This is a genomic window from Streptomyces sp. S.PNR 29, assembly GCF_030386795.1.
In the GTDB taxonomy this organism is placed as follows: Bacteria; Actinomycetota; Actinomycetes; order Streptomycetales; family Streptomycetaceae; genus Streptomyces.
Genome location: NZ_JANUQM010000001.1, coordinates 766015 through 784021 on the forward strand (window position 1 = coordinate 766015; position 18007 = coordinate 784021).

General features: G+C 73.2%; 19 protein-coding genes. 11 read left to right on the forward strand and 8 right to left on the reverse strand.

From position 1 onward, the window contains the following. Window positions 1–181 precede the first annotated feature (181 nt). The 4 genes from NW895_RS03735 (at window position 182) to NW895_RS03750 (ending at window position 3730) form a co-directional block, all read left to right on the forward strand. Window positions 182–1615 (forward strand): MFS transporter, encoded by a 1434-nt coding sequence (locus NW895_RS03735; protein WP_289933653.1) that lies wholly within the window; start codon window positions 182–184, stop codon window positions 1613–1615. Window positions 1616–1678: 63 nt separating this feature from the next. Continuing rightward, window positions 1679–2152 carry a DUF2771 domain-containing protein gene (locus NW895_RS03740; protein WP_289933654.1) on the forward strand — a complete coding sequence of 158 codons (474 nt, stop codon included), beginning with the start codon at window positions 1679–1681 and terminating at the stop codon, window positions 2150–2152. A gap of 14 nt (window positions 2153–2166) precedes the next feature. Next, window positions 2167–2892 (forward strand): futalosine hydrolase, encoded by a 726-nt coding sequence (locus NW895_RS03745; protein WP_289933656.1) that lies wholly within the window; start codon window positions 2167–2169, stop codon window positions 2890–2892. Then, a complete protein-coding gene (locus tag NW895_RS03750) occupies window positions 2882–3730 on the forward strand; it encodes a 1,4-dihydroxy-6-naphthoate synthase (RefSeq protein ID WP_289933951.1) in 849 nt (282 codons plus the stop codon). Before NW895_RS03745 ends, NW895_RS03750 begins: the two co-directional genes overlap by 11 nt. 5 nt (window positions 3731–3735) lie before the next feature. Here NW895_RS03750 and NW895_RS03755 read toward each other — a convergent pair whose 3' ends face one another. Continuing rightward, on the reverse strand, window positions 3736–4119 hold the full coding sequence (locus NW895_RS03755) for a cold-shock protein (RefSeq protein ID WP_010035896.1): 384 nt from the start codon (window positions 4117–4119) through the stop codon (window positions 3736–3738). A 163-nt stretch (window positions 4120–4282) separates the two neighbouring features. Between NW895_RS03755 and NW895_RS03760 the strand changes: the two genes are divergently transcribed. Next, window positions 4283–4543 carry a hypothetical protein gene (locus tag NW895_RS03760; protein ID WP_289933659.1) on the forward strand — a complete coding sequence of 87 codons (261 nt, stop codon included), beginning with the start codon at window positions 4283–4285 and terminating at the stop codon, window positions 4541–4543. Here NW895_RS03760 and NW895_RS03765 read toward each other — a convergent pair. Together NW895_RS03765 and NW895_RS03770 are read right to left on the reverse strand one after the other, a co-directional pair. Next, window positions 4510–5163 (reverse strand): HAD family hydrolase, encoded by a 654-nt coding sequence (locus NW895_RS03765; RefSeq protein WP_289933660.1) that lies wholly within the window; start codon window positions 5161–5163, stop codon window positions 4510–4512. The two genes, NW895_RS03760 and NW895_RS03765, sit on opposite strands and share 34 nt — an antisense overlap. Window positions 5164–5190: 27 nt before the next feature. Then, entirely contained in the window at window positions 5191–6186 is a 996-nt protein-coding gene (locus NW895_RS03770; RefSeq protein ID WP_289933661.1) for a hypothetical protein, read from the reverse strand. 120 nt (window positions 6187–6306) lie between these two features. Here NW895_RS03770 and NW895_RS03775 point away from each other — a divergent pair, with 120 nt between their 5' ends. The 3 genes from NW895_RS03775 (at window position 6307) to NW895_RS03785 (ending at window position 9473) form a co-directional block, all read left to right on the forward strand. Next, window positions 6307–8844: a helicase C-terminal domain-containing protein gene (locus NW895_RS03775; RefSeq protein WP_289933662.1), complete on the forward strand. Its 2538-nt coding sequence runs from the start codon at window positions 6307–6309 to the stop codon at window positions 8842–8844. Window positions 8845–9026: 182 nt separating this feature from the next. Then, window positions 9027–9155: a hypothetical protein gene (locus NW895_RS03780; protein WP_289933663.1), complete on the forward strand. Its 129-nt coding sequence runs from the start codon at window positions 9027–9029 to the stop codon at window positions 9153–9155. 96 nt (window positions 9156–9251) lie between these two features. Continuing rightward, window positions 9252–9473, forward strand: coding sequence for a hypothetical protein (locus NW895_RS03785; RefSeq protein WP_289933664.1), 222 nt, complete (start codon window positions 9252–9254; stop codon window positions 9471–9473). Here the strand turns inward: NW895_RS03785 and istB are convergent. After that, window positions 9451–10716: an IS21-like element helper ATPase IstB gene (gene istB, locus NW895_RS03790; RefSeq protein ID WP_289933666.1), complete on the reverse strand. Its 1266-nt coding sequence runs from the start codon at window positions 10714–10716 to the stop codon at window positions 9451–9453. The genes NW895_RS03785 and istB overlap by 23 nt on opposite strands. A 156-nt stretch (window positions 10717–10872) precedes the next feature. On the opposite strand from istB, the gene NW895_RS03795 reads away from it, so the two are divergent. Continuing rightward, entirely contained in the window at window positions 10873–12516 is a 1644-nt protein-coding gene (locus tag NW895_RS03795; protein WP_289933667.1) for a DNA repair helicase XPB, read from the forward strand. Window positions 12517–12535: 19 nt separating this feature from the next. Here the strand turns inward: NW895_RS03795 and NW895_RS03800 are convergent, their stop codons facing one another. Together NW895_RS03800 and NW895_RS03805 are read right to left on the reverse strand one after the other, a co-directional pair. Next, window positions 12536–12895, reverse strand: coding sequence for a hypothetical protein (locus NW895_RS03800; protein ID WP_289933668.1), 360 nt, complete (start codon window positions 12893–12895; stop codon window positions 12536–12538). A 96-nt stretch (window positions 12896–12991) separates the two neighbouring features. Then, entirely contained in the window at window positions 12992–13180 is a 189-nt protein-coding gene (locus tag NW895_RS03805) for a hypothetical protein (RefSeq protein ID WP_289933669.1), read from the reverse strand. A 379-nt stretch (window positions 13181–13559) separates the two neighbouring features. On the opposite strand from NW895_RS03805, the gene NW895_RS03810 reads away from it, so the two are divergent. Beyond that, a complete protein-coding gene (locus NW895_RS03810; protein ID WP_289933952.1) occupies window positions 13560–15524 on the forward strand; it encodes a UvrD-helicase domain-containing protein in 1965 nt (654 codons plus the stop codon). Between the two features lie 245 nt (window positions 15525–15769). Here NW895_RS03810 and NW895_RS03815 read toward each other — a convergent pair whose 3' ends face one another. Then, window positions 15770–16471, reverse strand: a complete 702-nt coding sequence (locus NW895_RS03815; protein ID WP_289933671.1) for a copper homeostasis protein CutC — start codon at window positions 16469–16471, stop codon at window positions 15770–15772. A 97-nt stretch (window positions 16472–16568) separates the two neighbouring features. Then, a complete protein-coding gene (locus tag NW895_RS03820) occupies window positions 16569–17246 on the reverse strand; it encodes a maleylpyruvate isomerase family mycothiol-dependent enzyme (protein ID WP_289933673.1) in 678 nt (225 codons plus the stop codon). A gap of 46 nt (window positions 17247–17292) precedes the next feature. Here NW895_RS03820 and NW895_RS03825 point away from each other — a divergent pair, with 46 nt between their 5' ends. Beyond that, on the forward strand, window positions 17293–17937 hold the full coding sequence (locus NW895_RS03825; protein ID WP_289933674.1) for a hypothetical protein: 645 nt from the start codon (window positions 17293–17295) through the stop codon (window positions 17935–17937). The last annotated feature ends 70 nt before the right edge of the window (window positions 17938–18007 follow it).

Sequence of the window (18007 nt, forward strand, 5' to 3'; positions counted from 1 at the left end):
TCGCCGCGGCGCGCTACGCACGCTACCTGTTCAGCGGCGCTCGGCCTACACCGACGGGACATGATCGCTGCTTCCCGGCGTTGTTTCCCCGCACACCCCCGCGTGCGGCCGGCCGCACCGCACACCGCCATCCGCGCCGTAAACGCACTACGAACACCGTTCTCGGGGCATATTGAACGTCGTGGCAGCCGCGAGGACGCCCCAAGGTGCCGCCGGGGTCGGCGGAGCGAAAGGGGTCAAGGGGAGCAGCCGACGCACCGGAACGGACCGGGCGCGCGGCCCGTTCCGCGCGGTCGGCCGTGCCCTGCACCTGCCGGTGACCACAACGGCCCGCGGAATCCGCCGGGCGACGCACGCGCACGGCGCCGGCGAGTCCGGCCTCGGCAAGCTGATCGAACTCCATGGAGTGAACGGCGCCGGCGACGTCATGATCACCGTCGCCCTCGCCTCCACCGTCTTCTTCTCCGTCCCGACCGACGAGGCCCGCGGCCGGGTCGCGCTGTACCTCGCCATCACCATGGCGCCGTTCACGCTCCTCGCCCCGGTGATCGGCCCGCTCCTCGACCGCGTCCCGCACGGCCGCCGCGCGGCGATGGCCTGCGCGATGCTCGCCAGGGCACTGCTGGCCCTGGTCCTGTCCGGCGCGGTCATCACCGGCAGCATCGAGATGTATCCGGCCGCCCTCGGCGTGCTCGTCGCGTCGAAGGCGTACGGGGTGGTCCGAAGCGCGGTCGTCCCGCGTCTGCTCCCGCCCCGGTTCTCCCTGGTGAAGGCGAACTCGCGGGTCACGCTCGGCGGGCTGCTCGCGACCGGCGTCGCGGCTCCCATCGGGGCGGGGCTGCAGCAGATCGGGCCGCGCTGGCCGCTGTACGGCGCCTTCATGATCTTCGTGGCGGGAACGTTCCTGTCCTTCCAGCTGCCGCCGAAGGTCGACTCGGCCAAGGGCGAGGACACGGCGCTGCTCGCCGCCGACGAGCAGCATCTGCACGGGCCGCACCGCAGGCCGGTCAAGCGGCCCGGCCTGCGCACGGTCGGTGCGGCCGTCACGCACGCCCTCGCCGCCAACGCCGCCATCCGCTGCCTGACCGGGTTCCTGATCTTCTTCCTGGCGTTCCTGCTGCGCGAGCACCCGATGACGGGGCAGACCGCGGCCGTCTCGCTCGGCATGGTGGCCGGCGCGGCCGGCGCGGGCAACGCGCTCGGTACGGCGGTGGGGGCGTGGCTGCGGTCCCGCGCGCCGGAGATCATCATCGTGACGGTCCTCGGGTGTGTGCTGGGCGCGGCGATCCTGGCCGCCGTGTTCTTCGGCACGGTGCTGGTGGCGTGCCTGGCCGCGATCGCCGGGTTCGCGCAGGCGCTGGCCAAGCTGTCGCTGGACGCGCTGATCCAGCGGGACGTGCCCGAACTGGTCCGTACGTCGGCGTTCGCGCGGTCGGAGACGCTGCTGCAGATGTCGTGGGTGCTCGGCGGGGCGGTCGGCATCGTGCTGCCCCTGAACGGCACCCTCGGCCTGTCGGTGGGCGCCGGGATCATCGCGACGGGCTGGCTGGCCACCTCGCGGAGTCTGCTCTCGTCGGCCCGCCGCGGGGGTGCCACGCGGCCGCGGGTGGCGTAGCGCGCCGTCCACGCCGCACCCCGCGTAGGGGGGCGTCCGGCTGAGCCCTATAGCCTTCGCCTTATGAACACGTTGCAATCCGTTGTGCGACGCCGCCGCGCCGTCGCCGCCGCCGGCGCCGTTTCCGCCGGACTGCTCGTCCTGTCGGCGTGTGACAAGCCGACCGCGATGTCCACGATCACCGTCGGCCGCTCCTCGGTGAGCTCCGAGGCCACCTGCGGCGGCGAGGGCAAGGCCCTGCAGAGCGCGGACCTCACCCAGTGCCTGAAGGACCAGGACATCAAGACCATCGACGTCGACCCGGACGAGACCGTGCGGTTCGGTGTCGACCCGGAGATCGCCGACGAGGGCTGGACGATCCTGATGAACGGCCAGCCGCTGACGGACTCCAGCACCAAGACCTACCGCACGGTCCCGGGCAGCGTGTTCTTCAACGCCCAGTACGGCGCCAGCGGCAACTCGACGCTGGTGTCGATCAAGGAGGGCGAGAAGGACGTCACGGGCCTGTGGTCCTTCAAGCTGAAGAAGGACTCCTGACAGCGCCTTCGGTGGTGTCCTCACGCGTTCTCGTGGCCACCGCGGTTCCCGTCGAGCGGGACGCGGTGGCCGGGGCGTTCCCGGAGCCGGTCCGGGAGGTCGCCCTGCCCGGGGTGACGCTTCACCGGGTCCCTGACACCGGCGTCGACCTCCTCGCGGCCGGCGTCGGTCCGGCCCTCGCCGCCGCCTCCACCGCCTCGGCCCTGACCGTGGCCGGCCTGGACGGCGCCCCCTACGGCCTGGTCGTCTCCGCCGGGATCGCCGGCGGTTTCCCGCCCGAGGCCCCGCTCGCCTCGCTCGTCGTCGCCGACGAGATCACCGCGGCCGACCTGGGCGCCGAGACGGCCGACGGGTTCCTGCCGGTCACCGACCTCGGCTTCGGCACCGTCACCCACCGCCCTCCCGCGGACCTCGTACGACAGGTCACACAGGCCACTGGAGCGCTCCCCGGCACCGTCCTCACCGTCTCGACCGTCACCGGGACCGCCGAACGTGCCGCCGAGCTGCGCGCCCGGCACCCCCGCGCCCTCGCCGAGGCCATGGAGGGCTTCGGCGTCGCCGAGGCCGCCGCCGCGCACGGCGTGCCCGTGCTGGAGCTGCGCGCGGTCTCCAACGCCGTCGGCCCGCGCGACCGCGCCGCCTGGCGCATCGGCGACGCCCTGACGGCCCTGGCGGCGGCCTTCGGGAAGCTCGCGCCCGTCCTCACGAGTTGGAACCCACATGACCGCCATGACCGCTGAGCCGTTGCAGATCGCCTACTCCCCCTGCCCGAACGACACCTTCGTCTTCGACGCCCTGGCCCACGGCCGGGTGCCGGGCGCGCCCGCGCTCGACGTGACCTTCGCGGACATCGACATCACCAACGGCATGGCCGAGCGCGGCGAGTTCGACGTGCTGAAGGTGTCGTACGCCGTGCTGCCGTACGTCCTCGGCGAGTACGCCCTGCTGCCCTGCGGGGGCGCGCTGGGGCGGGGCTGCGGGCCGCTCGTCCTCACCCGTGAGGCCGGCGTCGACCTGACGGGCCGTACGGTCGCCGTGCCGAGCGAGAAGTCGACGGCGTATCTGCTGTTCAGGCTGTGGGCGGCGGACACGGTCCCGGGCGGGGTCGGCGAGATCGTGGTCATGCCGTTCCACGAGATCATGCCCGCCGTGCGGGACGGGAAGGTCGACGCGGGGCTCGTCATCCACGAGGCGCGCTTCACCTATCGGAACTACGGGCTGCACAAGCTCGCCGACATGGGCGAGCACTGGGAGCACACCACCGGTCTGCCGATCCCGCTGGGCGCCATCATCGCCAGGCGGTCCCTGGGCGCGGACACGCTGCGGCTGCTCGCCGACTCGATCCGCACGTCCGTACGGGCGGCCTGGGACGACCCGGAGGCGTCCCGCCCGTACGTCATGGAACACGCCCAGGAAATGGACCCGGCCGTCGCCGACCAGCACATCGGGCTGTACGTCAACGAATTCACCGCCGACCTGGGCGAGGACGGCTACGCGGCCGTACGGGGCCTGCTGACGCGCGCCGCGGCCGAGGGGCTGGTGCCGCCCCTCGGCCCGAACGCGCTGCGATTCCCGTAAGCGGTCTACACGTCCAACTGGTCGGCGACCGCGCGCAGCAGGCCCGCGATCTTCTTGCCGGCGGTCTTCTCGGGGTAGCGGCCCCGCTCCAGCATCGGCGTGATGTTCTCCAGGAGCGTCGTCAGATCCTGGACGATGGAGGCGAGCTCGTCCGGCTTCTTGCGGGTCGCGGCCGCCACCGAGGGGGTCGGGTCCAGAATCGTCAGGGACAGCGCCTGGTCGCCGCGCTGTCCGGCGACGACACCGAACTCCACTCGCTGTCCCGGCTTGAGTGTCTCGACTCCGGCGGGGAGGACCGAGGAATGGACGAAGACGTCACCGCCGTCGTCGCGGGAGAGAAAGCCGAAGCCCTTCTCGCTGTTGAACCACTTGACCTTGCCGGTAGGCACGTCTGTCCTCGTCCTCGTACTCGTCGGAAAACTGCTTCGGAAACGGCTCTTGATAGCACTCGGGCGGGCCGTCGGGACCCGCCGGTACCAAGGCTAATGGTCTTCAGGCCGGTGACAAGACGTCGCCCGGTTGTTCCTTCGCGCTGGGAACTACCCTGGTCCGGTGCGTGACAAAACCCAAACGAATTCCGCCGCGCCCGGTGACCGACTGATCCGCGCCGGTGCGATCGTGTTCTTCATCGGTGCCGTGGCCACCCTGGTCACGGTCGCCCCGCTGTTCCTCGGGACGACGCCCTTTCCCACATACATGTTCGGATTGAGCATGCTCATGGCCGTCGGATTCCTGATGGCCGGTGCGGGAGTACTCCGATCGGTCGCGGCGGGCCGGCGTCAGGCGCGCGGCGCCTCGGGCGCCTCCCGGTAGGCCGCGAGCCATTCCGGAAACGCCGTCAGATCGGTGAGGACGGCGTCCGCGCCCGCCGCGCGCAGTTCCTCGGCGGCGTACGGGCCGGTGGCCACGGCGACGGAGTAGGCGTCGGCCCTGCGCGCGCCGCGTATGTCGCCGAGGTGGTCGCCGACGTACACGTGCGCGCCGTGTTCGCGCAGCGCCTCGGCCTTCTGTTCCGCCCACAGGTCGCCGATCACCGCGTCCGGCTCGATGCCGAGGTACTCCAGGTGCAGCTTGGCGTTCGGCTCGTACTTGGCGGTGACGACGACCGCCCGCCCGCCGGACGCCCGTACCGCCGTGATCGCCTCGCGGGCGCCGGGCAGCGCGGGTGTGGCGGCGATGGCGATCGTGGGGTACATCGCGCGGTACATGTCCGCAATGGCCGCCACCTGCTCCGCCGGGAACCAGTTGGCCAGCTCCTCCTCCAGCGGCGGCCCGAGCCGCGTGATCGCCAGGTCGGCGTCGATGTACGTGCCCGTCCGCTCGGCCAGTGCCGTGTAGCACGCGTGGATGCCGGGGCGTGAGTCGATCAGGGTCATGTCCAGGTCGAAACCGACGGTCAGGGCGGGCGAGGTCATGGAGGCCATACGGGACATTGTGCCGGGGCGGTGTGACAACGCCCGTCAGCCACGGGGGCGACGGGCCCGCCAGACCAGGAACAGCGCCGACGCGACGGCCGCGCCCCGCAGCACCCACGGCCATGTCTCGGCGACGGCGTCGTTCATGTGCCCCTGGGCGATGGGGTCGCCCCAGCGGCCGTCCACACGGCCCCACAGCCAGACGATCCCGGCCGCGGCGACCGCACCGGGCAGCCCCAGCACCGCCCACTTCGCCTCGGCCGGCGTCAGACGGCGGGAGAGGTAGGCGATGAGCCAGCCCAGGCCCAGCGGAACGAGGTTGCCGGCCACGGCGCCCGCGACCAGCAGCGCGGCGGCGAGCAGCAGGAGGGGGTTGTGCCGGCCGCCGTCGGGGCGCAGGCGGGGCAGGCGGCGGCGGGGGGCGGCCACCTCGGCCTCCTCGGCCTTCTCCGTGACCGGCGCGGGCTCCCCGGCGACCGGCTTGCCCGCCTCCTTCTCCGCCTCCTTCTCCTTCGGCGGCGGGGGCTTGAGCAGCTCCGGGATCTCCACACCGCCCACGAACCCCGGCACGCCGTCGTCACCCCCGAAGGGACTGCCCTCCACCCGCCACCAGTCCGGCTGCGTCGCACTCCTCCCGAGCTCCTGCGCACTCGCGAGGTGCGGCGGGGACGGGACGTCGGAGGGGGCGGCGGAGGGCGGGGCGGCGGGGCGCGGACGCGGTACGACGCGGCGCAGGCCTCCCCGCCGGTCCTTCCCGTCCGGCTCCCGCTGTACGGGCACGGAGGCGTCCGGCGCCTGGGGGGCACCGTCGGTGCCGTCGCCCGCGGCGGCGACCACCTCGTCGGGACTGCCGAGGCGGGCGATGATGCGGCGGACGGCGGCGGGGCTGTCGACGGGGGCCTTGGCACGGCGCCGGTCGATCTCGTTGCGCAGCTCGGACACCAGACGCATACGGGCCGACGACGGCAACTGCCGCTGCTGCGCCACGTCACCGACGCGGCTCAGATACTCGTAGACGACCTGGTCGCTCTCGATCCCCACGAAGCCCTCCGGGGGCAGCCCGTTGAAAACGCCGTTGGTCGACGGTACCGCGTGTTCCGGGAACACTCCCCCACGCACAGTCGGCCCGGCCGCCGGAGGCAACCCGCTAACGTTGACCGGATGAGCACCGAGGAGAAGTCGGCAGCCCCCCGTTCCCTCGCCGAAGCGCTCCGCGCGAGGGATGACGCCTCCCTGGCCGTCCTTCTGCGCAGCCGCCCCGACCTCATCACCCCGGTCCCCTCCGACATCACCCAGCTCGCGACCCGCGCCGGCACCCGCGCCTCGGTCGTCCGCGCCCTGGAGCGGCTGGACCGCTTCGCGCTGCAGACGGCGGAGGCGCTGGCCGTGGCGGCGGATCCGGCGACGTACGAGGAGCTGCTCGGGCTCATGGCCGGCGACGCGGGCGATCCGGCCGTCACGGCGGCCTTCCCCCGTGCCCTCGGCACCCTGCGCGAACAGGCCCTGGTGTGGGGCGACGACGACCGGCTGCGGCTCGTCCGCACGGCCCGTGAGCTGCTCGCGCCCTCGCCGCAGCATCCGTCCCCGACCGGCCTCGGGCCCACCGTGCAGGAGGCCACCGCGGGTATGTCGCCGGGCCGCATCCAGGAGATCCTCACCGCCGCCGGACTTCCCTCGACGCACGACTCGGTGTCCGCCGTGACCGCCCTCACCGGCCTGTTCCGGGACCGCGCCCGGATGGCCGCGCTGCTGGCCGGCGCCCCGGAGGAGTCGCGGGAGGTCCTCTCCCGTCTCGTCTGGGGGCCGCCCTACGGCCAGGTCACCGCCGAGCCCGCACCCCGTCTGCGCTGGCTCCTGGACCGTGGGCTGCTGCTGCCGACCGCGCCCGGCACGGTCGTCCTGCCCCGCGAGGTGGCCCTGCATCTGCGCGCGGGGCGGGCGCACCGGACGCCGGAGCCGGTGCCGCCGCCCGTCGAGGCCGCCGCGACGCACCGTCCACAGGTTGTGGACGGCACGGCGGCCGGGCAGGCGCAGACCGCGCTGGCGACCGTCGAGGAGCTGCTGAAGGACTGGGACGAGGGCGGCCCGGCGGTGCTGCGGGCCGGTGGGCTGAGCGTGCGGGACCTGAAGCGGACCGCCGTCGCGCTCGACGTGCCCGAGCCGGTCGCCGCGTTCTGGGTCGAACTCGCCTACGGTGCGGGTCTGCTGGCCTCCGACGGGGAGGCGGACGAGCGGTACGCGGCGACCCCGGCGTACGACGAGTGGCTCCGGCTGCCGCCCGCCGAGCGCTGGGCGCGGCTCGCCGAGACCTGGCTGACGGCGACCCGGACGTCCGGGCTGGTCGGCGGGCGGGACGCCAAGGACCGTACGTTGTCGGCGCTGGGGCCGGGGCTCGACCGGTCGGCCGCGCCGGAGGTGCGGCACCGGGTGCTGACGCTGCTGGCCGGGCTCCCGGAGGGCGCGGCGCCGTCCGCCGAGTCGGTGCTGGCGCGGTTGCGCTGGGAGCGGCCGTTGCGCGGGGCGCAGCAGCAGGACGACGACCTGCGGAGCCGGCTCGCCCGGTGGACGCTGAGCGAGGCGGAGCTGCTGGGCGTGACGGGGCGCGGCGCGCTGTCGGCGCACGGGCGGGCGCTGCTGGGGGCGCACGTGACCCACGCGGCCCAGGTGGATCCCCAGGGCCCCGGTGACCGGCTCCCCGTGCACCACCGCACGCCCGCTCCCCGCGCGCCCCTGCCCCCTGCCGAGCAGGCCGTCGCCTCCGCCGCCGCGGCCCGCCTGCTCGCGCCGCTGCTGCCCGAACCGCTGGACCACGTCCTGCTCCAGGCCGATCTGACGGCGGTGGCTCCCGGCCCGTTGCAGCGGCCGCTCGCGGACGTGCTGGGGGTGCTCGCGGACGTGGAGTCCAAGGGCGGGGCGACGGTGTACCGGTTCACGCCCGGCTCGGTGCGGCGCGCGCTGGACGCCGGGCGGGCCGCCGCCGACCTGCACGCCTTCCTCGCCGCGCACTCCCGCACGCCGGTGCCGCAGCCGCTGACGTACCTCATCGACGACGTGGCGCGCAGGCACGGGCATCTGCGGGTGGGCGCGGCCTCGGCGTACGTGCGCTGCGACGACGACGCGATGCTCAACGAGATCCTCGCCGACAAGCGCGCCGCGAACCTCGGGCTGCGCCGCCTCGCGCCGACCGTGCTGGCCGCGCAGGCCGACCCGGCCGCGCTGCTGGAGGGTCTGCGCGCGATGGGGTTCGCACCGGCCGCCGAGTCCGCCGAGGGCGATGTGCTGATCACCCGCGCCCACGCCCACCGCACGCCGCCGCGTACGCCCCCGGAGCCGGTCCCGGACGGTCCGCCGGTTCCCGACGACACGCTCCTCACGGCCGCGCTCCGCGCCATCCGGGCCGGTGACCTGGCCTCCACCGCCCCGCGCAAGCCCGGCGCCGGCGCCCCGGCCGCGGGCGGCGACCTGCCCCGCACCAGCTCCGCGGAGACCCTCGCCACCATGCAGGCCGCCGTGCTGACCGGCGAGGCCCTGTGGATCGGCTACGTCAACGCCGAGGGCGCCGCCAGTCAGCGCGTGATCGCCCCGATCCGGGTGGAGGGCGGCTTCGTCACGGCGTACGACCACACCGCGGACGAGGTGCGCACGTATCCGCTGCACCGGATCACCGGGGTCGCCGAGCTCGCCGACGACGCGACCTGACCTCACCCGTCCGGGTCAACGCTGGGCGTCATGCACGACACGCCGGGCCTTTCCCCCTCTCGAATGACCTTCCGGGCCGTTCCGCATCGCGCCGCGAACCGCAGGGCAGCCACCCGGTGTCCTGAGCGTGCTCAACTCCCCTGTGGGGCGAGCTCGTTCGCGCGCGACAGAAAGGAAGTCCCATGCGTGCCGTCCGTCGTGTGGCCGCCGTTCTGGCCACCACCGCCCTGTTGCTCGGCGGGTTCGCCGCGGAGGCATCGGCGGTCAGTGTCGATGTCGCCGGGCTCGTCGTCGAGACCCCGCAGGTCTGACGCGTTCGAATCTCGTCCGCCGGGCCGGTCCCAGCCCCTCCTGGGTCCGGCCCGCCCTGTCACCGTCCGAGTGCATGCGAAAGGCCCGGAAGCCCCATGCGTCCCGAACTTCCCGTCCGTACCCGCTCCGCCGTCGTCGCCGCCTCCGTCGGCACCCTGATCTCCGCCGCCGCGCTCGTCGCCGCGCTCGCCCCCGTGGCCGCCGCGGCCCCTGCGCCGCTGCCGGTCCCGGCGGCCGGACCGGAGTCCCTGGTCACCGAGGGCGTGAGCGTCGAAGGGCCGCTGGTCAACAACGTCAGTCTGCCCACGGGGAAGTAGCGCGGCGTGTCCGGTAGCTCTCCCCTTCGAGCCGTACGACCTCGGCGTGGTGGGCCAGGCGGTCCACCATGGCCGGTGCGGACGGGCCGCCGAAGATCTCGTGCCAGCGGCCGAGCGGGCGGTCGCCGGTCACGATCAGCGCGCCCCGCTCGTAGCGGTGGGCGACCAGCTGGAAGAAGAGGGCGGAGGTCTCGGCGTCGAAGGGCGTGTAGCCGACCTCGTCCACGATCAGCAGCGGGTAGCCGTCGAGGCCGGTCAGTTCCGCGGCGAGCCGGCCGGCGTTCCGGGCGCCGGCCAGCCGGGCCGCCCACTCGCCGGCGGTCGCGAACAGCACCCGGTGGCCCACCTGGCAGGCGCGCACCCCGAGACCGACGGCCAGATGGGTCTTGCCGGTGCCGGGCGGGCCGACGAACACGACGTTCCGCCGGGCCGCGACGAAGTCCAGCTTGCCGAGCCGGGCCAGGGTCTCCCGGTCGAAGGACCGGGGGTGCGCCTCGTCGAAGTCCTCCAGCAGCTTCCGCGCGGGGAACCCGGCGGCCCGGACGCGGGCCTCGGCGCCCGCGTCGGCGGTGGGCGGGGCCGCCTGGGCGGGGACCGGCACGGTGGCGTGCGCCCGGGGGCCGGGGTCGGTCCGGTGCGCCGGAGCCTCCTGGTGGGCCTGCTCCTTGTGGGCGTGCTCCGCCTGTCCGGCCCTGTGTGTCTGCTCGGCCTGCGCGAGCATCGGCCCCGACATGTAGGCCAGGATCGCCGCCGATCCGATGAAGGCCATGTGGATCACCGTGCCCCACAGCAGGGAGTGGTGCGCGGTGTGATCGACGTTCACGAACATCTGGAGCAGGTGGACGGAGGAGATGCCCACGATGGCGGTGGCCAGCTTCACCTTCAGCACGTTGGGGTTGACGTGCGAGAGCCACTCCGGCTGGTCGCGGTGGCCGTGCAGGTCGATGCGCGAGACGAAGGTCTCGTAGCCGCCGACGATCACCATGATCAGCAGGTTGGCGATCATGACGACGTCGACCAGCTTCAGCACCGAGAGCATCACGTACGTCTCGGTGGCCCGCCCGGTCACGCACCGGAGGATCAAGGTCCACAGCTCGTTGAAGAACTTGTAGACGTAGACCCCCTGGACGGCGACCAGGCCGAAGTAGAGGGGCGCCTGGAGCCAGCGGGTCGCGAACAGGGAGTACCCGAGCATGGCGGTCGGCGGGGACGGCGAAGGCGTGGAGGGCTGCACGCGCGCCATTCTTCGGAAGGCACCGCCGAACAGCTCAATCCATGCCACCCACAGGAATGAATAGACATTCTGTAGGACCGGACGCGTACACCGCCCCAGCTGCGAAAACGATCAGGCACACTGGACGTTTGGCCGAACCGTCAGGCCGTACGAAAGGGTGCCCGCGTGAATGGTCCACTGATCGTCCAGTCCGACAAGACCCTGCTCCTGGAAGTCGACCACGAGCGGGCCGACGACTGCCGTCGGGCCATCGCCCCCTTCGCCGAGCTGGAGCGTGCGCCGGAGCACATCCACACCTACCGCGTGACACCGCTCGGCCTGTGGAACGCGCGGGCGGCCGGCCATGACGCCGAGCAGGTCGTGGACGCGCTGGTGCAGTACAGCCGCTACCCCGTGCCGCACGCGCTGCTCGTGGACGTCGCCGAGACGATGGACCGCTACGGGCGCCTCACCCTGACCAAGCACCCGGCGCACGGGCTGGTCCTTTCCACCACCGACCGGCCGGTGCTGGAGGAGGTCCTGAAGTCGAAGCGGATCGCGCCGCTGGTCGGCGCCCGCATCGACCCCGACACCGTCGCCGTGCACCCCTCGGAGCGCGGGCAGATCAAGCAGGTGCTGCTGAAGCTGGGCTGGCCCGCCGAGGACCTCGCCGGGTACGTCGACGGCGAGGCGCACCCGATCGAGCTGGCCGAGGACGGCTGGGCGCTCAGGCCCTACCAGAAGCAGGCCGTGGAGAACTTCTGGCACGGCGGGTCCGGTGTGGTCGTCCTGCCCTGCGGCGCGGGCAAGACGCTGGTCGGCGCCGGGTCGATGGCGCAGGCGAAGTCGACCACCCTGATCCTGGTCACGAACACCGTCTCGGCCCGGCAGTGGAAGCACGAGCTGGTGCGGCGGACCTCGCTGACGGAGGACGAGATCGGCGAGTACAGCGGGACGAGGAAGGAGATCCGGCCCGTCACCATCGCCACGTACCAGGTGCTGACGACGAAGCGGAAGGGCGTCTACCCGCACCTGGAGCTGTTCGACTCCCGGGACTGGGGGCTGATCGTCTACGACGAGGTGCATCTGCTGCCCGCGCCGGTCTTCAAGTTCACGGCGGACCTGCAGGCCCGGCGTCGGCTGGGGCTGACCGCGACCCTGGTGCGGGAGGACGGCCGCGAGTCGGACGTGTTCTCCCTCATCGGCCCCAAGCGTTTCGACGCGCCGTGGAAGGAGATCGAGGCGCAGGGCTACATCGCGCCCGCCGACTGCGTGGAGGTCCGGGTCAACCTCACCGACTCCGAGCGGCTGGCGTACGCCACCGCCGAGACGGAGGAGAAGTACCGCTTCTGCGCGACGACCGAGACGAAGCGGAAGGTGACGGAGGCGATCGTGCGGCGGTTCGCCGGGCAGCAGATCCTCGTCATCGGGCAGTACATCGACCAGCTGGACGAGCTGGGTGAGCATCTGAACGCGCCCGTGATCAAGGGCGAGACGTCGAACGCACAGCGGGAGAAGCTGTTCGACGCCTTCCGGGAGGGCGAGATCAGCGTGCTGGTGGTGTCGAAGGTCGCGAACTTCTCCATCGACCTGCCGGAGGCGACCGTCGCCATCCAGGTCTCGGGGACCTTCGGATCACGGCAGGAGGAGGCGCAGCGCCTCGGCCGGGTGCTCCGCCCCAAGGCCGACGGCCACCAGGCCCACTTCTACTCGGTCGTCGCCCGCGACACCATCGACCAGGACTTCGCCGCCCACCGCCAGCGCTTCCTGGCGGAACAGGGCTACGCGTACCGGATCGTGGACGCGGACGAGATCCTGGCGGAGAGCTGAGCGGGGCGGCTGGGCGGGCTCAGGGCGCCGGGAGGGTGAACACCAGGAGCAGCACGAGCCCCGGGGGCAGCAGCGCGGCGATCGCGGTCCAGGAGCGCAGGGCGGACCAGCGGCGCTCCCGGGGCAGCGCCCACGCGGCGACGTAGGCGGCGGCCGAGAACAGGCCGCCGTAGGACAGCGTCCCGTAGATCACGGACAGCGACGTCATCAGCCCGGAGGAGCAGTCGTCGGGGCCGCAGGCGTCGGTGGCCATGGCGGAGAGGCCGCCGAAGAACAGGGCGGCGGGCCACAGCACGGCCAGCAGCACCGTCGCGATGACCGGCGCCGTCCAGAAGGGGGCGGGGCGTGGCGTGATCTCGTCTGCCGTCGTGCTCGTCATGCGCACAGTGAAGCGGCCCGGCGGGTGCCGGAACACCGGTGCGCGTACTCAGCGGGTGCGCGTCGTCGTACTCGATGCACGCGGTGACCCGGCCGGTTATTTCCGCCGTACGACGCCCGCTTCCTCGGCGTACTCACCGAGGATCACCACGTCGAAGGCGGCGCCCGCGAAGACCCTGAGGGCGCGCAGGGCGGTGCCCAAGGGGTGGGCGTGGCTGCCGGGCAGGACAGCGGCACCTGACGGCCGGCCCGGTGCGGGGGCTGGGGAGATGATGGCTGCGCTCATGGGTCCATGGTGGATTTCCGGACACGCTGACGGCATCGGCCTGAAGGCCGAACCTCCGTACTGCCTACGTACGCCTCCGGAGTGACCCGTTCCCCCCAGGGAGGAGGCCTCCGCCCCCTAGGGGATGAGCAGAGGGGGGCGAGAAGGAGGTGAGAAGGAGGGTGAGAAAACCGTTGGCCGTCGTCTCTGCCGCTGCTCTAAAATCTCCGCTCTTGCCCGCCTCCCTCACGGAGTGCCGCCGACCGGACGGAAACCGGCCGGCATCTCACCGCCACCCCTCAGCAGGCCCTCCGGAGGCACCCCCTTGTCCACGCCCGCCGCCGACCCACTCTCCCGCGAGCGCTCCCATCTCGCCGCGTCCCGCGCCGCCCTGCGGGCCATGCGGAAGGACGTCGAGTCCCTCGACATCAGCGACGTCACCGCGAACTGGGTCAACGCCCAGGTCCTGGAACGCCAGATCGGGGAACGCATCAAGGCCCTGGCCGACCTCAGCGACACCCCGCTGTTCTTCGGCCGCCTCGACTACCTGCACGCGGTCGGCGCCGAGCAGGCGGAGGGAGCGGAAGGCGAGCGCTTCTATATTGGGCGGCGGCATGTGCACGACGCCGACGGCGACCCGATGGTCATCGACTGGCGTGCGCCGGTCTCGCAGCCGTTCTACCGGGCGTCCAAGAAGGACCCGATGGACATCGCGCTGCGCCGCCGCTTCGGCTACACGGGCGGCGACCTCACGGCGTACGAGGACGAGCACCTGTCCGACCCCGCGGAGGCCGCCGCCACCAGCAAGCTGCTCCAGCAGGAGATCGAGCGCCCGCGCGTCGGCCCGATGCGGGACATCGTGGCGACCATCCAGCCGGAGCAGGACGAGATCGTGCGCAGCGGGCTCGGCGGCACCGTGTGCGTGCAGGGAGGGCCGGGGACCGGGAAGACCGCCGTCGGCCTGCACCGGGTCGCGTACCTGCTCTACGCCCACCGCGAGCGCCTCGCCCGCACCGGCACCCTCGTCATCGGGCCGAACAGGTCCTTCCTGCACTACATCGAGCAGGTCCTCCCCGCACTGGGCGAGTTGACGGTCCAGCAGGCCACCGTGGACGACCTGGTCGCCCATGTCGAGGTGCGCGGGAGCGACGACGCGACGGCCGCGACCGTCAAGGGCGACGCGCGTATGGCGGAGGTCCTGCGCAGGGCCGTCCACGCGCACGTGACCATGCCGACCGAGCCGGTCGTGGTGGTGCGCGGCTCGCGCCGCTGGCGGGTGCCCGCGTACGAACTGGAGGACATCGTCCGGGAGTTGCTGGACCGGGGCATTCGTTACGGCGCCGCCCGCGAGGCCCTTCCGCAGCGCATCGCGCACGCCGTGCTGGTGCAGATGGAGCGGGCCGGCGAGGCACCGGACGACCGGGTGCAGGACGCGGTGGCCCGCAACAGCGCGGTGAAGGCGGCGGTCAAGGCGATCTGGCCGCCGGTCGACCCGGCGAAGCTCGTCCTGCGCCTGCTCACGGACCCGGACTTCCTCGCCGTGCACGCCGAGGGTGTCCTCACCGAGGAGGAGCAGAAGGCGATCGTGTGGGCGAAGCCGGCCCGGTCGGTGAAGTCGGCCAAGTGGTCGCCGGCGGACGCGGTGCTGATCGACGAGGCGCAGGACCTGATCCAGCGCACCCACTCCCTCGGACATGTCGTCCTCGACGAGGCGCAGGACCTCTCCCCGATGCAGTACCGGGCGGTGGGCCGGCGCTGCACCACCGGCTCGGCGACCGTGCTCGGCGACCTGGCGCAGGGCACCACGCCCTGGGCCACGCGGAGCTGGCAGGAGGCGCTGGCCCACCTGGGCAAGCAGGACGCGGTGATCGAGGAGCTGACGGCCGGTTTCCGCGTGCCGACGGACGTCATCGCGTACGCCTCGCGACTGCTGCCGCACATCGCGCCGGGCCTGACACCGGTGCGTTCGATCCGTGAGAACCCCGGCTTCTTCGAGATCCGCGAGGTCTCCGCCACCGCCGGCGTGACCGCCGCCTGCGAGGAGTTGCTGCGCCGCGAGGGTTCGGTCGGCCTGATCGCCGCCGACGCCCGGATCCCGGAGCTCACCGAGGCGCTCGCGGCCTCCGGCCTGCCCTGCCTCGCGCCCGGCGAGGAGACGACCCGCCAGACCCGCCTGACCCTGGTCCCGGCCTCGCTCGCCAAGGGCCTGGAGTACGACTACGTGGTCCTCGACGAGCCGCAGGCGGTGGTCGACGGCGAACCGGACGAACGCACCGGCCTGCGGCGCCTGTACGTGGCCCTGACCCGAGCGGTCTCGGGCCTGATCGTGACGCACAAGGCACCGTTGCCGCATCAGCTGGGCTGAACCCCAGCCACGGGCATGCGTGCCGCCCGGGACGGCACGGGCAGACGCGCACGGCACAGGCGGACGCGGGCAGACGCGCACGGCACAGGCGGGCACGGGCAGGCGGGCACGGGCAGGCGCGGACGAGCAGACGCGCACGGCAGAGGCGGACGCGGGCAGGCGCGGACGGCACAGGCGGGCGCGGGCGGCGCTTGGCAGGGCCGGGTCGCGCGCACGCCCCGCCTCAGCCCAGCGCCCGCCGCCGGTCAAGCGGCGTCCAGCGCAGCCCGCCACTTTCCGACCGCATCCGCCGACACGGGCCCGCCCCAGCCCCCCGGCCGAGCCGCGCCGCCGATGTGGAAGCCGTCGATCCCGGCGGCCATCAGCGCCGGCACGTGCTCCAGCCGTAGCCCGCCGCCGACCAGCAGCCGCTGCTCGTACCCGGGCTCCCCGTGCCGTTCCGCCTCGGCGAGCAGCGTGGGGAGGCCGTCGTCGACGCCGGTCGCCGAGCCGGCCGTCAGGTAGGTGTCGAGGCCCGGCAGGCCGGCGAGCCGCTTGCGCAGGGCGTGCCGGTCGGCGGCGCGGTCGATCGCCCGGTGGAAGGTCCACCGGCACCCGTCCAGCACCCCGAGGACCCGCTCCACGGCCCCCAGGTCGACGTCCCCCTCCGCGTCGAGGAACCCGAGCACGAACTCCTCGGCCCCGGCCTGCCGCAACTCCGCCGCCACCCGCACGAGCCGCTCGACATCCGCGGCGTCTCCGGCGGCGAACCCGTCCGCCGTCCGCAGCATCACCCGCAGCGGGATGTCGACGGCACCGCGGATCCGGGCGACGGTCCGGGCCGGCGGGGTGAGCCCGTCGGCGGCCATGTCGGTGACCAGTTCGAGGCGGTCCGCGCCTCCGGCCCGGGCGGCGACCGCGTCCTCGACGTCGAGGGCGATCACCTCCAGGACTGCACGCTTGCTCATGGGGCCCCATTCGTCGGCGGCTGGGTTGGACACTGCGGGTCCGACCGAGAGGTCTAGTCCAATCCAAGCCTACGCCCACGCACCCGGCCCGAGCCGCTCACCCGTAGAGGTTCAGCTCCGCCGCCTCCACCCCGACCAGCTCATAAGCGGCCCCCGCGACCGGCCGCCCCGTGTACAGCCGTACGAGTGTCGGGGCGTCGCCGATGAAACGCCCCGGAGGCCGCTCACCGCTCGCCTCCCCCAGCCGTACCGGCTCGTCCACGTCGTCGAGGTCGGCGTGCAGCGGCACATGCCCCCGGCTCTGGGTGACCCAGGCGAGCAGCGCGAGCGCGTCCGGCAGCCCGTCACCCGCGTACGCCCCCGGCTCCCCGAAGGCCTCGCGCACGTCACCGGCGTGCACCCACTCGCCCAGCGCGACGCCGTCCAGCACCCCGCCCGCCTTGGCGATCGCCGGCCCGGCCTCGGTCATCCCGCGCTCCAGCTCGTCCACGACCTGGGCGTTCGTCCACTCGGCGCGCTCGGCGATGTCCCGGTCGTTGGACTCGGGGGAGAAGACACCCTCCTCGAACCGGCCTTCCACCACCCGCATCAGCGCGGAGGAGCAGTGCGCGAGCACATCCCGTACCGTCCACCCCGGACACGCGGCGACCGGCAACGCGAAGTCCGCGTCCGCCCTCCCCCGCAGCAGCGGAATCAGCGCGTCACGCTCGATGGTCAGGAGCCGCCCGGGCAGCTCGGGGTCCCGTACCTCGTTCACATCGGCAGGAGTCGTCATGGTGTCCACGCTAGGGGTCACAGCCCCTCGGCGGGAGAATGACCCCATGGCCGATCTCGACGCCCTGCGTGCCCGCTTCGCCCGTGCGCTGGAAGGAGCCCGGGGCCCCGGCGGCGGCCCGGACCCGGCCCCGTACGCCGACAACCTGCTCGCCCGCTGGCAGGAACCGCAGCGCCGCTACCACACGCTCACCCACCTCACGGCGGTCCTGGACCACATCGACGTCCTGGAGAAGCACGCGGCCGACCCGGACGTCGTCCGCCTCGCCGCCTGGTTCCACGACGCCGTCTACCTCCCCGACCGCTCCGAGAACGAGGAGCGCTCGGCCCGACTCGCCGAACGCGCCCTCCCCGAGGCCGGGGTCCCGGACGGGAAGACCGCCGAGGTGGCCCGGCTGGTCCGGCTCACCGTCAGCCACGACCCGGCCGACGACGACCGCGACGGCCAGGTCCTGTGCGACGCCGACCTGGCGGTCCTCGCCGCGCCCCCGTCCGCGTACGCCGCCTACACCGCCGCCGTCCGCGAGGAGTACCACTTCGTCCCCAGCGACGCCTTCCGCGCGGGCCGCGCCGCGATCCTGCGCCAACTCCTCGACCTGCCAAGGCTGTTCAGGACGCCCTACGGGGAGGAGCACTGGGAGGCGACCGCCCGCTACAACCTGCGGTCGGAGCTGGACCTGCTCGCGGACTGAGCGCACCCGGCCGTATCCAGCGGTTTCGCTCCCCCGGCCGCCCCACGAGCCCTATGGTTGGCCCATCTGC